Below are 13,994 nucleotides of genomic sequence, written 5' to 3' on the forward strand. Positions count from 1 at the left end.
CGGCCAGTTCGCCTTCTGGATGCTGGCGCCGGTCATGGTGCTGGCCGCGATCGCGATGATCCTGGTCCGCAAGGCGGTGCACTCCGCGTTGCTGCTGGCAACGGTGATGGTCTGCCTGGCCGTGCAGTACGCGGCCCAGGACGCGCCATTCCTGTTCGCGGTGCAGATCATCGTCTACACCGGCGCCATCCTGATGCTCTTCCTGTTCGTGCTGATGCTGGTCGGCGTCGATGCCTCCGACTCGCTGGTCGAGACGATCCGCGGTCAGCGGCTGCTGGCCGGCCTCGCCTTCCTCGGCTTCGGCATCCTGCTGGTCTTCGCGGTCGGCAACGCCGTGTACGGCGAACCGGTGGGCCTCGCGCAGGCGCAGCCGGACGGCAACCCGAAGGGGATCGCCCAACTGCTGTTCGGCAGGTACGTGTTCGCCTTCGAGGTGACCTCGGCGCTGCTGATCACCGCGGCGATGGGCGCGATGATGCTGGCGCACCGCGAGCGGCTCAAGCCCAAGCGGACCCAGCGCGACCTGGCCGAGGACCGGATCCGCAAGTACGCCGAGACCGGCGTACACCCGGGCCCGCTGCCGACTCCCGGCGTACTGGCCCGGCACAACGCCGTCGACACGCCGGCGCTGCTGCCCGACGGGTCGGTCGCGCCGACCTCGGTTTCGCGCGTGCTGCAGGCACGTGGCACGGTGTTCCCCGAGACCGAGGAGCGCGACGAGATCGAGACCGTCCGCCGGATCGCCGATGGCGACGCCGGCGACGTGGTCCCGCCGGAGCACACCGGCACGGACCTGACCGGATTCGGTGAAGGAGAGAAGCTGTGACCACCGAGCCGTACATCGTCTTGTCGGCGATGTTGTTCAGCATCGGGGCGCTGGGCGTGCTGGTGCGTCGCAACGCCATCGTCGTCTTCATGTGTGTCGAGCTGATGCTCAACGCGACCAACCTCGCGTTCGTCAGCTTCGCCCGCCAGCACGGCAACCTCGACGGCCAGATCGCCGCCTTCTTCGTGATGGTGGTGGCGGCGGCCGAGGTTGTGATCGGCCTGGCGATCATCATGGCCATCTTCCGCACCCGTCGCTCGGCCTCGGTCGACGACGCCAACCTGCTCAAGTACTGAGGTCGATCACCGATGAGTCATGAGCTGACGTGGCTGCTGGTCGCGATCCCGGCCGTGTCCGCGGCGATCCTGTTGCTCGGTGGCAAGGCCACCGACGCCTGGGGTCACCTGCTGGGCACCGCCGCACCGCTGGCCTCGTTCGTCTGCGGAGTCCTGCTGTTCATCCAGATGTCGGGCAAGCCCGGCGACGACCGGTCCGAAACGGTCAAGCTGTTCGAGTGGTTCTCGGTCGGCGGCATCAAGGTGGATGTGACCCTGCTGGTCGACCAGCTGTCCATCCTCTTCGTGCTGCTGATCACCGGTGTGGGTTCGCTGATCCACATCTATTCGATCGGCTACATGGCCGGCGACCCCCGCCGGCGCCGCTTCTTCGCCTACCTGAACCTGTTCATCGCCTCCATGCTGCTGCTGGTGCTGGCGTCGGACTACCTGGTGGTCTTCGTCGGCTGGGAAGGCGTCGGTCTGGCGTCGTACCTGCTGATCGGCTACTACCAGGCCAAGCCGTCGGCCGCGACCGCCGCGAAGAAGGCGTTCGTGGTGAACCGGGTCGGTGACATGGGCCTCTCGCTCGCGGTGATGAGCATGTGGGCGTTGTTCGGCTCCTCCGCGTTCACCACGGTGAACGCGGGCGCCGAGCAACTGTCCTCCACCTGGGCGACACTGCTGGGTCTGATGCTGCTGCTCGCGGCCTGCGGCAAGTCCGCGCAGGTGCCGCTGCAGTCGTGGCTGCTCGACGCGATGGAAGGCCCGACCCCGGTGTCGGCGCTGATCCACGCGGCGACCATGGTCACCGCGGGCGTCTACCTGGTGACGCGGTCGAGCGCGATCTACGAGCAGACCGACGCGGCCTCCACAGCGGTGGTGATCGTCGGTACGGTGACAGTCCTGGTGGGCGCGATCATCGGTTGTGCCAAGGACGACATCAAGAAGGTGCTGGCCGGTTCGACGATGAGCCAGATCGGCTACATGATGCTCGCCGCCGGTCTCGGCCCGGTGGGTTACGTCTTCGCGATCTTCCACCTGCTCATGCACGGCTTCTTCAAGGCCAACATGTTCCTCGGGGCCGGCTCGGTGATGCACGGCATGAACGACGACGTGGACATGCGGCGCTACGGCGGGCTGGCGAAGTACATGAAAGTCACGTTCGTGACGTTCGCCTTCGGCTACCTGGCGATCCTCGGCATCCCGCCGTTCTCCGGGTTCTTCAGCAAGGACAAGATCATCGAGGTCGCCTTCGCGGAGAACACGGTGGTCGGTCTGTGCGCGCTGCTCGGCGCCGGCATCACCGCGTTCTACATGACCCGGCTGATGATGATGACCTTCTTCGGCGAGAAGCGCTGGAAGGAGGACGTGCACCCGCACGAGTCGCCGAAGGTGATGACCGGTCCGCTGATCATCCTGGCGATCCTCTCGCTGGTCGGCGGCGCGCTCTACTTCGTCGGCCACTGGATCGTCAACTGGCTCGAGCCGGTCACCGGTTTCGAGGAAGCACACCCGCCGCTCAGCGAGCTGGCGATGACGCTGATCATCCTCGCGGTGGTCATCGTCGGCGCCGCCATCGGAGTCGTGCTGTTCCGCCGCGACATCCCGCGCGAGGCGCCGGTCCAGGTCTCGCCGGTCACCACCTTCGCCCGCCGTGACCTGTACGGCGACGCGCTGAACGAGGCGGTCCTGATGCGTCCGGGCCAGTACCTCACCCGGACGCTGGTCTGGTTCGACAACCGCGGGGTGGACGGCCTGGTCAACGGGCTGGCCGCGCTCTTCGGTGGGTTGTCCGGCCGGTTGCGCCGGTTCCAGACGGGCTTCGTCCGTTCGTACGCACTCAGCATGGTCTTCGGCGCCGCACTCGTGGTCGTCGCCCTCCTCGCGGTGAGGTTGTCGTGAACATCGGTTGGTTGACCCTGACAATGCTCCTGCCGCTGGTGGGTGTCCTGGCGACGATGGTGGTGCCGAAGGCCAAGGCGCTGCTGTCCAAGCAGGTCGCGGTGGGCTTCTCCCTGCTCACGCTGGTGCTGACCATCGTGATCGCGGTCGGCTACCAGCAGAACGGTCCCGCGGACTACGACGAGACGCACACCTGGATCGCGGCGTTCGGCGCGCACTACGCGGTCGGCCTCGACGGGGTCGGCATCGTGCTGATCGTGCTCACCGCGCTGCTCACCCCGGTCGTGCTGATCGCCTCCTGGAATGACGCGAAGAGCGGCCGCTGGAGCGAGAAGTCCTTCTTCGCCTGGGTCCTGGGCCTGGAGGCGCTGTCGATCGGCGTGTTCGCCGCCACCGACGTGTTCCTCTTCTACGTGCTCTTCGAGGCCACGCTGATCCCGATGTACTTCCTGATCGGTGGCTTCGGCGGCGCCCAGCGCTCGTACGCCGCGGTGAAGTTCCTGCTCTACTCGCTGCTCGGCGGTCTGCTGATGCTGGCGTCCGTGGTCGGCCTGTACGTCGTGTCCGCCAAGACCGGCGACCCGTCGTACCTGCTCAGCGACCTGATGAAGGCCGACATGAGCCAGAACACCGAGCGCTGGCTGTTCCTCGGCTTCTTCTTCGCCTTCGCGGTGAAGGCGCCGATGGTGCCGTTCCACACCTGGCTGCCGGACGCCGCCGCCGAGGCGACACCCGGGACGTCGGTGCTGCTGGTCGGCATCCTGGACAAGATCGGCACCTTCGGGATGATCCGGTTCTGCCTGGGTCTGTTCCCGAACGCGTCCGAGTGGGCCACCCCGGTGGTGCTCGTGCTCGCGCTGATCAGCGTCCTGTACGGCGCGCTGGTGGCGATCGGGCAGACCGACATCAAGCGGCTGATCGCGTACACCTCGATCTCGCACTTCGGCTTCATCGTGATGGGCATCTTCGCGCTCACCTCGCAGGGCCTGACCGGGTCGACCTTGTACATGTTCAACCACGGTCTCTCCACGGCGGCGCTGTTCCTGATCGCCGGCTACCTGATCTCGCGGCGCGGGTCGGCCCGGATCGCGGACTACGGCGGTGTCGAGAAGGTGGCTCCGGTGCTGGCCGGCACTTTCCTGTTCGCCGGCCTGTCCAGCCTCTCGCTGCCCGGATTGTCGCCGTTCATCTCCGAGTTCATGGTGCTCGCCGGGACGTTCAGCAGGCACAAGGTGATCGCGGTGATCGCCGTGCTCGGTATCGTGCTGGCCGCGCTCTACATCCTGATCATGTACCAGCGCCTGATGACCGGGCCGGTGCGTGAAGGGATCGACAAGATCAAGGACCTGAACTTCCGCGAGGTGTTCGCGATCGCACCGCTGGTGCTGCTGATCGTCGGCATCGGCCTCTACCCGAAGCCGGTGGTCGACATCATCAAGCCGGCGGTCCAGTCGACGATGCAGCGCGTGGGTGTCACCGACCCGGCCCCGCAGGTTCCCGTGACGGAGGGACAGAAGTGAGTGCAGTGCTGATGCCGCTGGCGGCGGAGATCTCCAGGCCGCTCGCGGACTTCGTGGCACCGAAGATCGAGTACAACGAGCTCGCTCCGCTGCTTGTCATCTTCGGCGCGGCGTGTGTCGGCGTTCTCGCGGAGGCGTTCGTGCCGCGGTCGTGGCGGCACCTCGTGCAGCTGGCGATCTCCATCCTCGCCCTGCTCGTCGCCGGCGTGCTGACGGTGATCCTGGTGGCCGACAACAAGGAGCTGATCGCGGCCCAGGGCGCGATCTCGGTGGACGGCCCGGCGCTGTTCACCTGGATGCTCCTGCTGGCGCTGACCCTGATCAGCGTGCTGCTGTTCGCCGAGCGCTCGGTCGACGGTGGCCTGTCCGCGTTCGCGGGCCAGGCGGCCGCGGTACCGGGGAGTGAGGCGGAGCGGGAAGCCACCGCGGCCAAGGTCGAGCACACCGAGGTCTTCCCGCTGACCCTGTTCGCGGTCGGCGGCATGATGCTCTTCGCCTCGGCGAACGACCTGCTGACGCTGTTCGTCGCGCTCGAGGTCTTCTCGCTGCCGCTCTACCTGCTCTGCGGGCTGGCCCGCCGTCGCCGGCTGATCTCGCAGGAAGCCGCGATGAAGTACTTCCTGCTCGGCGCGTTCTCCTCGGCGTTCCTGCTCTACGGCATCGCCCTGCTCTACGGCTACTCCGGCACCATGTCGCTGGGCGGCATCTCCGACGCGCTGGCCACCAAGACCGGCGGCGACTCGATCCTGCTGGCCGGTACCGGCCTGATCGGGGTCGGCCTGCTGTTCAAGGTCGGGGCCGTGCCGTTCCACTCGTGGACGCCGGACGTGTACCAGGGTGCGCCGACGCCGATCACCGGATTCATGGCGGCCTGCACCAAGATCGCCGCGTTCATCGGGCTGATGCGGGTCTTCTACGTCGCGCTCGGCGGCACCCGCTGGGACTGGGCGCCGATGATGTGGGTCGTCGCCATCCTGACCATGGTGGTCGGCTCGGTCGTCGCGATCACCCAGACCGACGTGAAGCGGATGCTGGCCTACTCGTCGATCGCGCACGCGGGCTTCCTGCTGACCGCTTTCGTGGGGCTCGCACAGGCCGGCAACGGCGTGCTCAATGGGATCACCTCGACCCAGGCGGTGCTGTTCTACCTGGTCACCTACGGTTTCCCGACCATCGGCGCCTTCGCCGTCGTCACGCTGGTGCGGGACGCGGGCGGCGAGGCGACCCACCTGTCCCGGTGGGCCGGGCTGGGCAAGAAGTCGCCATTGCTGGCCGGCATCTTCGCCTTCTTCCTGCTCTCCTTCGCCGGTATCCCGCTGACCGCGGGCTTTACCGGCAAGTGGGCCGTGTTCACCGCGGCGTGGACCGGTGGCGCCTGGCCGCTGGTGGTGGTCGCCGTACTGTGCAGCGTGGTCGCCGCCTTCTTCTACGTCCGCGTGATCGTGCTGATGTTCTTCTCCGACCTACCGGCTGACAGCCCGGACGTGGCCCTGCCCGGGTGGCAGACCACCGCGGCTGTCGCCCTGGGTCTCGCCGCCACGGTGGTGCTCGGTCTGGTTCCCGGACCGGTGCTCGACCTGGCGGCCCGAGCGGGTGAGTTCATCCGTTGAGCCCGTCACCGCTGCCGGCCGAGAGCCTGGGATTCGAGTTCGCCGACGCGGCGCTCGAGTCCCGGGTTCGTACTGGGCTGGAGGCGGTCGAGCGGGCGCTCCGCGACGCCGCCCGTTCCGAAGCTCCTTTCGTCACCGAGGCCGCCCAGCACGTAATGGTTGCTGGCGGCAAGCGGTTCCGGCCGTTGCTGGTGCTGCTCGCCGCTGAGCTCGGCTCCGAGCCGGGCGCGGCCGAGGTGGTCGACTCCGCCGTGGTGGTCGAGCTGACCCACCTGGCGACGCTGTACCACGACGACGTGATGGACGAGGCAGCCCTGCGTCGCGGCGCCGACAGCGCCAACGCGCGCTGGGACAACTCGGTGGCGATCCTGACCGGCGACTGGCTGTTCGCACGGGCCTCCGACCTGGTGGCCGACCTCGGCCCCGAGGCGGTCAAGATCCAGGCCCGTACCTTCGGCCGGCTGGTCGAGGGCCAGATCCGGGAGACGCTCGGTGTCTCACGGGGCCAGGACCCGCTCGCGCACTACCTGTCGGTGGTCGCGGACAAGACCGGCTCGCTGATCGCGACGTCCGCGCTCTTCGGCGCTCGCTTCGCCGGCGCCTCCGCCGAGATCCAGGAGACGCTGCGGGCCTTCGGTGAGGAGATCGGCCAGGCCTTCCAGCTGGCCGACGACATCCTCGACGTGACCTCGGAGTCCGGCCAGTCCGGCAAGACGCCCGGGACGGATCTGCGCGAAGGCGTGCCGACCCTGCCGGTACTGATCTTCCGGGCCCAGGCAGATCCGGCCAAGGCCGAGGACACCCGGCTGCTCGAACTGCTCGACTCCGACCTGAGCGACGACGCCCGCCTGGCCGAGACCCTCGGGCTGCTGCGGTCGCACTCGTCGCTCCAGCAGGCCGAGGACGACGTACGCCGTCGTGCGGACGACGCCCGCAAGCTGCTCGAGGACCTTCCCGAGGGCTCAGGCCGCAGCGCGCTCGAGTCCCTGTGCGACCTGGTGGTCACCCGCTCGGTCTGATCCCACCTGCTCGTGCGGGCTGTTGGTCGGCTCGCGACGTGAAGGTGATCTTGCGGAGCCGGTCGGCCTGGTCCCGGTCCAGGATCACCGCGGAGGCCGCGCCGGGGACCACCTGCCCGGGGTCGTCGGCTGCCAGGTCGAGCAATTCGGGCCAGCGCCGGCTGTGGGTCGCCATGCTCCGTGCTCGCACCACCCGCGCCCGCGCGTGCTGACCGAGCCGCGCCACGTCGGCCGGTACGTCGAGCATGATCAGGTGGACCGCCACTCCCGAACGCCGGGCCCATCGCCCGATGAGCTGTCGCGCCCAGGGCCTTGTTGCGCAGTCGTGAACCACCAATGGGCCGCCGCCGCGGATGGCCCGTAGTACGCGCGCGTAGTACGTGAGGTGCATCAGCGGGCGCCAGACGGAGTACGGGACCGGACCGAGCACCGGCATCCAGCGGTCCCTGATGCGTTCGGAGTCGAGGACCCGTACGTCGGCGGTCCCGGGGAACAACCGCCGGAGCAGAGTGCTCTTGCCGGCTCCCGGGATCCCGGCCAGCACGACGACGGAGTCCGCCGGGTACCGCAACTCGGTGATGCCCGGATCCTGGCGGGCGCTCGGCGGGATGAGCAGAGCTGTCAAGGAACCTCCCTCGGCCTTTCCCTCGACAACGGGGGAGGCGGCGACCGGTGTTCCGCGATCGGCGCCCGGGACCCTAAGAACTCGATGAGAATCCGCTGAGTCCGCCGAGGACGTCCGATCTGTTCAAGACGGGCGGCGCGGCGGCCGGATAGCGTCGCCGTCATGGCTACAGAAACCCGGCACCTCAGTACCTTCGTCGATCGGTCCGCGCAGGAGGTCTACGACTTCGCCTCCGACCCGGCCAATCTGCCCGCGTGGGCCGCGGGGCTGAGCAGCAAAGTGGAGCAGGTCGACGGCCAGTGGTTCGCGGACTCACCGATGGGCCGGATCGAGCTCGCCTTCGCGCCCAGGAACTCGTACGGCGTACTGGACCACACCGTCACGCTGGCGTCGGGCGAGGCGACGGCCAACCCGATGCGGGTGATTCCCGACGGGGCCGGCTGCGAAGTCGTCTTCACGCTCCGGCGCCGTCCGGGCATGACCGATGAAGACTTCGCTGCCGACGCCGACGCCGTACAGGCCGACCTCAAGACCCTCAAAGCCCTGCTGGAAAAGGCCTAACGCCCGATCCAGACCGGGCTCTCGACATAGTGGTTGTCGTAGAGATCGCTGGTCGCGGCAAGCTCGGCCGGGTCGGTCTCGCCGCGGTACACGCCCTCGAGCAGCCGGTAGTAGTCGAACCGCGGCTTGGCGTGAGTGAGCACGAACAGTACTTCGGTATCCGTGGTGCCGGCCGCCTCGAAGGCGTGCGGAGTGTTCGGCGGGATCACCAGGAAGTCGCCCTCGTTGAGGATCACGAGATCTTCGCCAGTGAGAACGCGGAGGCTGCCGGTGAGGACGTAGAACAGCTCGGACGCGTCCGGCTCAGGACTTGAGGTTGGCGAACCAGTTACGGGTGTCGTCGGCGGTGGCGGGGTAGGAGGTTTCGACCTGGCGGACGAGGTCGGCGATGGTCTTGCCGGCCAGTTCGCGGCGATAGGTGAGCTCGGCCTTGCGCATCGACTGGGAGATCACGCAGATCTTGCGGTAGTCGGCCTTCGGGTCGGCGCCCGGTCCGGCCTTCAGGATCTGCGTGCAGCGGAAGGCGTCCTCTGGTCCGTCGATCGCGGTCACGACGTCGAGCACGCTGATCTTGTCCGGCCGGCGGGCCAGCTGGAAACCTCCCTTGGGTCCGGAGGTCGAGGTGAGGATGCCCGCTCTGCTCAGCGCCTGGAGTTGTTTGTTCAGGTATGCGGTGGGCAGGTTGTAGAACGCGGCGAGGCGCTTGGCGGTGACGGCCTCTCCGGGGATGAAGCACAGGTTCACGCAGCTGTGCAGCGCCCACTCCACGCCCTCGTTCATCTTCATAACCTAGATACTAAATGTCCAGAATGAAGTCCGTCAAGAGCCCGGCGCACCCTCGAGCGCCGGGCTCCTGGCTGAGTGCTGAAACGGTGGCTTAGCGCGTGAAACACCGTTTCAGACGGTAGTCGGTGGTTCTGGTGGTGGACGGTTCAGGGAGCGAGGTGGTGGGGCGGCTCGTCAGCCGCCCCACCGGTCAGGGGGTTAGTTGCCGCGAGGCTAGGGAGCAGAAGCGGGGACGGGGTGAAGGTCAGGTGAACGTCGTGAGGCTTAGGTTGTCCTAAGTCGCCAAGAGCGGTGAAACGGTCACGCTGCGGAGGCGGCGACCTCGAGCGGCAGGGTACGCCGGCGACGCGTCACGCCGTGCCAGGTGAGGATCACCAGCGCCAGCCAGACCAGCCCGAAGCCGGCCCAGCGCATCGGCGACATCAGTTCGTGGAAGACCAGCACGCCCACGGCGAACTGCATGATCGGCGCGATGTAGTTCAGCAGTCCCAGCGTAGTCATCGAGATCCGGGTCGCGGCGGCGCCGAACAACAGCAGCGGTACGGCGGTGATCGGCCCTGTCAGCAGCACGAGCACCAGGTAGCCGAGGCCCTCGTGGGTCACGGTGGATTGGCCCTGGACACCCAGTACCAGGATCGCGATCAGCGCGAGCGGGGCCACCGTCGCCGACTCGACCGCCATCCCCTCGATCGCCCCGGCGCCGGCCTTCTTCTTCGCCAGCCCGTAGAGCCCGAACGAGAAGGTCAGGATGATCGCGACCCACGGCGGCCGGCCGTTCTCAATGGTCAGGCCGACCACGGCGACGAACGCGATCGCCAGCGCGATCCACTGCGCCACCCGGAGCCGCTCCTTCATCACGATCACGCCGAGCAGCACGGTGAACAGCGGAGTGATGAAGTACCCGAGCGAGGTCTCGACCACCCGGCCGTGGTTGACGCCCCAGATGTAGGTGCCCCAGTTCACCGAGATCAGCAGCGCCCCGGCGACCAGTGGCCACCGCCGGCGGGGATCCCCGAGCAGGGCCCGCACCTGGCCGAAGCGTCGCCGTACCAGCACCAGCGCGACGATCGTGATCAGTGACCACAGGATCCGGTGGGCGAGCAGTTCGACCGCGCCGGAGGAGTCGAGCAGTTTCCAGTAGAGCGGGAAGAGGCCCCAGAGCAGATAGGCGGAGAAGCCGTAGATGAACCCTCTCCGCTGTTCTGGCACGCTGGCGAGTCTAGACCTGAGGTCAGTTGCGTCCAAGTCCTTTGCTCATGACGTGAGATGCGCTTTACCGATGAGGTTGGATAGAGGGGTGCAACGCGATTCTGGGAGGCGCACGTGGGCGTGAGGACCGGACTGGTCTCGGTGACGTTTCGTCAGCTGGCCGTCGAAGAGGTCGTCGAGGTGGCCGCGCAGTCGGGCCTGGCCGCGATCGAGTGGGGCGGGGACATCCATGTCCCGCTCGGTGATCTGCCGGCCGCCCGCAAGGCCCGCGCGCTCTGCGAGGACCACGGCCTCGCCGTTGCCGCCTACGGTTCCTACCTGCGGGCCGGCAGCGTCGACCGCGAAGAGATCCGTACTGCGGTCAACACCGCCGCGGAGCTCGGGGCGCCGCGGATCCGCGTCTGGGCCGGCACTGTCGGGACCGCCGAGGCGGGAGTCGGTGACCGGATGGCGGTGACCCGCGGTCTGGCCGAGCTCTCGGACGTGGCGGCCGGCTCCGGGATCGAGATCGCGATGGAGTTCCACCGGGGCACGCTGACCGACGAGGTGGACTCCACCATCACCCTGCTGCTGGATGTCGGCGCGCCCAACCTCACGACGTACTGGCAACCTCCGGTGGATCTCGACGACGGCGAGTGCCTGGCCCAGCTGGAGGCGCTGATGCCGTGGCTCAGCACCGTGCACGTCTTCTCCTGGTGGCCTTCCAACACCAGGCTGCCGCTGTCCGGCCGCGAATCCCTGTGGCGTCCGGTGCTCGACCGCATCGCCAAGGAGCCTCGCGAGATCAACGCGCTGCTGGAATTCGTTGCCGACGACTCGGTGACCCAGCTGGCCACCGACGCCGCCAAACTCCACAGCTGGGTGCCGACTGTCTGACCCCGGTCGAAAATTTCTGCTGAGGTCTGGTCAAGCGGTAGAAAGTGACGCAATTCTTGCGGTGACCGCGTTTCGCCCCAATCGCGTCCCGGAGGTTGATCCATGTCCCTCTTCAGCAAACCCCTTCCCCGCGTCCTGGCTGTACTGTCGCTGTTCGCGGCGATGCTCGGCGCCACTGTGGTGACCTCGGTGGTCACCGCGACCGAGGCACACGCCGACGGCTGCTACACCTGGAGCCGCACGCTCAGCCAGGGAGCCAGTGGCGAGGACGTCCGCCAGTTGCAGATCCGCGTCGCCGGCTACCCGGCGTACGGCGCGCACATCGCCGCCGACGGCGCCTTCGGCCCGGCGACCAAGGCCGCGGTGCAGCGGTTCCAATCGGCGTACGGTCTGGGCGCGGACGGCATCGCCGGACCCGCGACCTTCAGCAAGATCTACTCCCTACAGGACGACGACTGCACGCCCATCCACTTCGCCTACACCGAGCTCGACGACGGCTGCGGCGGAAGCGGCTGGGACGGCGGCCCGCTGTCCGCGGCCGCGACCAAGGCCAACGCGCTGCAGACCATGTGGCAGCTCGAGGCGATGCGGCACGCGCTCGGCGACCAGCCGCTGAACATCACCAGCGGATTCCGCAGCATCCCCTGCAACAACTCGGTCGGCGGTGCGAGCAACAGCCAGCACCTGTACGGCCGATCGGCCGACCTGGTCGGCGCGCATTCGCTGTGCACGTTGGCGAAGCAGGCCCGCAACCACGGCTTCGGCGGCATCTTCGGTCCCGGCTACCCCGGCCACAACGACCACACCCACGTCGACATCCGCACCAGCAACGCCTGGTCGGCTCCGACCTGCGGCATCTGACGAACCGATCGACCCGGCCCCCGTCCGGGCCGGGTCGATCACCCTGTACTGCGAACCAGCTGCGCGAGGGTGATCCCGGCGGCCCGGTCGAGGTGCTCCGCCGTCAGGCCGGCCGCCTGGGCTCCCAGCACGTCGAGCTCCAGGTTGTCGCCGATCATCAGGACATCCGCGGGCTCCACGCCGAGCGCCTCGCAGGTCCGCAGGTACGCCTCGGGCGCGGGCTTGCTGCAGCCGAGCGTCTCCGTGGTGCAGACGACGTCGACCAGGTCGGCAAGGCCGATCGCCGCGAGCTTGTTGTTCTGCTGCGCGGTGCTGCCGTTGGTCAGCACGCCGATCCGCCAGCCGTTGCCGCGGGCAACCTCCAGCGCGGGCCGGGCGTCGTCGAAGGCCGACCAGCTCGCGCGATAGCGGTCTAGGTAACCTGTGAAGAGCTCGTCCAGCTCGTCGTCGGCCTGCGGCACCGGCAGCGACAGCATCGGCAGGAAGTCCCGCAGCCTGCCCCGCCGCTGCCCCTGGTGGCTGGTCTGCCCGGTCAGCCAGCGGTCGTACTGCACCCGCTCGATCTCGAACCAGCGGGTGACCAGGTCGTCGGAGAACCTCGCCCCGAGGGTCGGGACCCAGGCCCGGATCGCGGTGGTGGCCGAGGTGGTGTGGTCGAAGAGGGTGTCGTCCAGGTCGAAGATGACCGCCTTCACGCGGGGACCACCGAGTCCCGGTTGAGCTCGCGATGGTTCGCATATCCCGACAGCGCGAGGGTGAGATCGAGCTCGGCCAGCAGACAACGCAGTACATGATCGACACCTGCCTGTCCGGCCAGGGCCAGTCCGTACAAGAAGGGCCGGCCGAGCAGCACGGCCTTGGCGCCGAGCGCGAGCGCCTTCGCGGCATCCGAACCTGTGCGCACACCCGAGTCGAAGAGAACGGTCAACTGCTCGCCGACCGCGTCCGCGATCGCGGGCAACGCATCGAGGGAGGCGATCGCGCCATCGACCTGGCGGCCGCCATGGTTCGACACCACCACGCCGTCCACGCCGTGCTCGGCCGCGAGCTTGGCGTCGTCGACCGAGGTGATGCCCTTCAGCACGATCGGGCCGTCCCAGTTGTCGCGCAGGAAGGACAGTTCGTCCCAGCCGAGACCGACGTTCGGGAACATCTGCGCCCAGTGCATCACCGCCGCGGTCGGGTCCTCCTCGAGCGGCTTGGCCAGCTTCGCGCGGAAGGCGGGATCGCTGAAGTAGTTCGCCAAGCCCTCGCCCTTGAGGAACGGCAGGAAGCCGCGGTCCAGGTCGGCCGGGCGCCAGCCGATCGTCCCGGTGTCCAGCGTCACCATCAGCACGGAGTACCCGTTGTCCTTGGCGCGTCGGAGGAAGCTCAGGCAGACGTCCTTGTCGGTCGGCCAGTACAGCTGGTACCACTTGTTGTCCGCCTCGATCTGCTCGAACGAGTGGCTCGCCTGGGTCGAGTGGGTGTAGGTCAACCCGAGCGCACTGGCAGCCCTCGCCGTAGCGAGCTCGCCCTCGGGATGCGCGAGCGTCTGGACGCCGACCGGCGCGATCAGCACGGGCGCGGGCATCCTGGTGCCGAGGATCGTGCAGGACAGATCCCGCTCGGTGCTGCCGCGCAGCATCCGCGGTACCAGTCGCCACCGGTCGAACGCGGCCAGGTTGGCCCGCGCGGTCGAACCGCTGCCCGCGCTCGGCACGATGTAGCCCATCGCCTCGGCGGTCAGGTTCGCCGCGGCCTGGGACTCCAGCCGGGACAGATCGGTGGTGATCTCCGGCCGGGTGTCCTGGAACATCCCCTGCACGTAGATGCTCAACTGGTGATCGCCGTAGTTCGCCATGCCGGATGTTTTCACAAGCGCTTCCCGCAGGTACAGATGCTGACCTGCGTGCCGTGATCGGATGGTGCCCGCATGACA

Annotated in this window: 15 protein-coding genes; 9 read left to right on the top strand and 6 right to left on the bottom strand. The window is 68.0% G+C overall.

All coding sequences use genetic code 11. The features are described 5' to 3' along the window. The first annotated feature begins 19 nt into the window (after nt 1-19). The 6 genes from ACFPJ1_RS29155 to ACFPJ1_RS29180 are packed head-to-tail and all read left to right on the top strand — an operon-like array spanning nt 20 to nt 7,155. Nucleotides 20-826 carry an NADH-quinone oxidoreductase subunit J gene (locus ACFPJ1_RS29155; protein WP_465261088.1) on the top strand — a complete coding sequence of 269 codons (807 nt, stop codon included), beginning with the start codon at nt 20-22 and terminating at the stop codon, nt 824-826. Then, nucleotides 823-1,122, top strand: coding sequence for an NADH-quinone oxidoreductase subunit NuoK (gene nuoK, locus ACFPJ1_RS29160; RefSeq protein ID WP_020391937.1), 300 nt, complete (start codon nt 823-825; stop codon nt 1,120-1,122). Before ACFPJ1_RS29155 ends, nuoK begins: the two co-directional genes overlap by 4 nt. 12 nt (nt 1,123-1,134) lie before the next feature. After that, on the top strand, nt 1,135-3,006 hold the full coding sequence (gene nuoL / locus ACFPJ1_RS29165; protein ID WP_380108748.1) for an NADH-quinone oxidoreductase subunit L: 1,872 nt from the start codon (nt 1,135-1,137) through the stop codon (nt 3,004-3,006). Then, nucleotides 3,003-4,526 carry an NADH-quinone oxidoreductase subunit M gene (locus ACFPJ1_RS29170; RefSeq protein ID WP_380108749.1) on the top strand — a complete coding sequence of 508 codons (1,524 nt, stop codon included), beginning with the start codon at nt 3,003-3,005 and terminating at the stop codon, nt 4,524-4,526. Before nuoL ends, ACFPJ1_RS29170 begins: the two co-directional genes overlap by 4 nt. Nucleotides 4,527-4,537: 11 nt before the next feature. Beyond that, nucleotides 4,538-6,136: an NADH-quinone oxidoreductase subunit NuoN gene (gene nuoN, locus ACFPJ1_RS29175; protein ID WP_380109372.1), complete on the top strand. Its 1,599-nt coding sequence runs from the start codon at nt 4,538-4,540 to the stop codon at nt 6,134-6,136. Beyond that, nucleotides 6,133-7,155 (top strand): polyprenyl synthetase family protein, encoded by a 1,023-nt coding sequence (locus ACFPJ1_RS29180; protein ID WP_380108751.1) that lies wholly within the window; start codon nt 6,133-6,135, stop codon nt 7,153-7,155. Before nuoN ends, ACFPJ1_RS29180 begins: the two co-directional genes overlap by 4 nt. Here the strand turns inward: ACFPJ1_RS29180 and ACFPJ1_RS29185 are convergent. Continuing rightward, complete coding sequence (locus ACFPJ1_RS29185) at nt 7,139-7,780, bottom strand: AAA family ATPase (RefSeq protein WP_380108753.1); 642 nt, start codon at nt 7,778-7,780, stop codon at nt 7,139-7,141. The genes ACFPJ1_RS29180 and ACFPJ1_RS29185 overlap by 17 nt on opposite strands. 162 nt (nt 7,781-7,942) lie before the next feature. On the opposite strand from ACFPJ1_RS29185, the gene ACFPJ1_RS29190 reads away from it, so the two are divergent. Next, nucleotides 7,943-8,341 (top strand): SRPBCC family protein, encoded by a 399-nt coding sequence (locus ACFPJ1_RS29190; RefSeq protein ID WP_380108755.1) that lies wholly within the window; start codon nt 7,943-7,945, stop codon nt 8,339-8,341. Here ACFPJ1_RS29190 and ACFPJ1_RS29195 read toward each other — a convergent pair. The 3 genes from ACFPJ1_RS29195 to rarD form a co-directional block, all read right to left on the bottom strand. Continuing rightward, a complete protein-coding gene (locus ACFPJ1_RS29195) occupies nt 8,338-8,757 on the bottom strand; it encodes a cupin domain-containing protein (RefSeq protein WP_380109374.1) in 420 nt (139 codons plus the stop codon). The two genes, ACFPJ1_RS29190 and ACFPJ1_RS29195, sit on opposite strands and share 4 nt — an antisense overlap. Next, entirely contained in the window at nt 8,645-9,127 is a 483-nt protein-coding gene (locus ACFPJ1_RS29200) for an RrF2 family transcriptional regulator (RefSeq protein ID WP_380108756.1), read from the bottom strand. The genes ACFPJ1_RS29195 and ACFPJ1_RS29200 overlap by 113 nt, the downstream gene beginning before the upstream one ends. Nucleotides 9,128-9,427: 300 nt before the next feature. Next, nucleotides 9,428-10,336: an EamA family transporter RarD gene (gene rarD, locus ACFPJ1_RS29205; RefSeq protein ID WP_380108758.1), complete on the bottom strand. Its 909-nt coding sequence runs from the start codon at nt 10,334-10,336 to the stop codon at nt 9,428-9,430. A gap of 141 nt (nt 10,337-10,477) precedes the next feature. Here rarD and ACFPJ1_RS29210 point away from each other — a divergent pair, with 141 nt between their 5' ends. Further along, nucleotides 10,478-11,212 carry a sugar phosphate isomerase/epimerase family protein gene (locus tag ACFPJ1_RS29210; RefSeq protein WP_380108759.1) on the top strand — a complete coding sequence of 245 codons (735 nt, stop codon included), beginning with the start codon at nt 10,478-10,480 and terminating at the stop codon, nt 11,210-11,212. Nucleotides 11,213-11,314: 102 nt separating this feature from the next. Beyond that, on the top strand, nt 11,315-12,073 hold the full coding sequence (locus ACFPJ1_RS29215; protein WP_380108760.1) for a D-Ala-D-Ala carboxypeptidase family metallohydrolase: 759 nt from the start codon (nt 11,315-11,317) through the stop codon (nt 12,071-12,073). A gap of 38 nt (nt 12,074-12,111) precedes the next feature. On the opposite strand, the gene ACFPJ1_RS29220 is transcribed toward ACFPJ1_RS29215, so the two are convergent. Beyond that, nucleotides 12,112-12,768 (bottom strand): HAD family hydrolase, encoded by a 657-nt coding sequence (locus tag ACFPJ1_RS29220; RefSeq protein WP_380108761.1) that lies wholly within the window; start codon nt 12,766-12,768, stop codon nt 12,112-12,114. After that, nucleotides 12,765-13,916, bottom strand: a complete 1,152-nt coding sequence (locus ACFPJ1_RS29225; protein ID WP_380108763.1) for an alpha-hydroxy-acid oxidizing protein — start codon at nt 13,914-13,916, stop codon at nt 12,765-12,767. The genes ACFPJ1_RS29220 and ACFPJ1_RS29225 overlap by 4 nt, the downstream gene beginning before the upstream one ends. Nucleotides 13,917-13,994 lie beyond the last annotated feature (78 nt).

This window comes from Kribbella qitaiheensis (assembly GCF_042657745.1).
In the GTDB taxonomy this organism is placed as follows: Bacteria; Actinomycetota; Actinomycetes; order Propionibacteriales; family Kribbellaceae; genus Kribbella; species Kribbella qitaiheensis.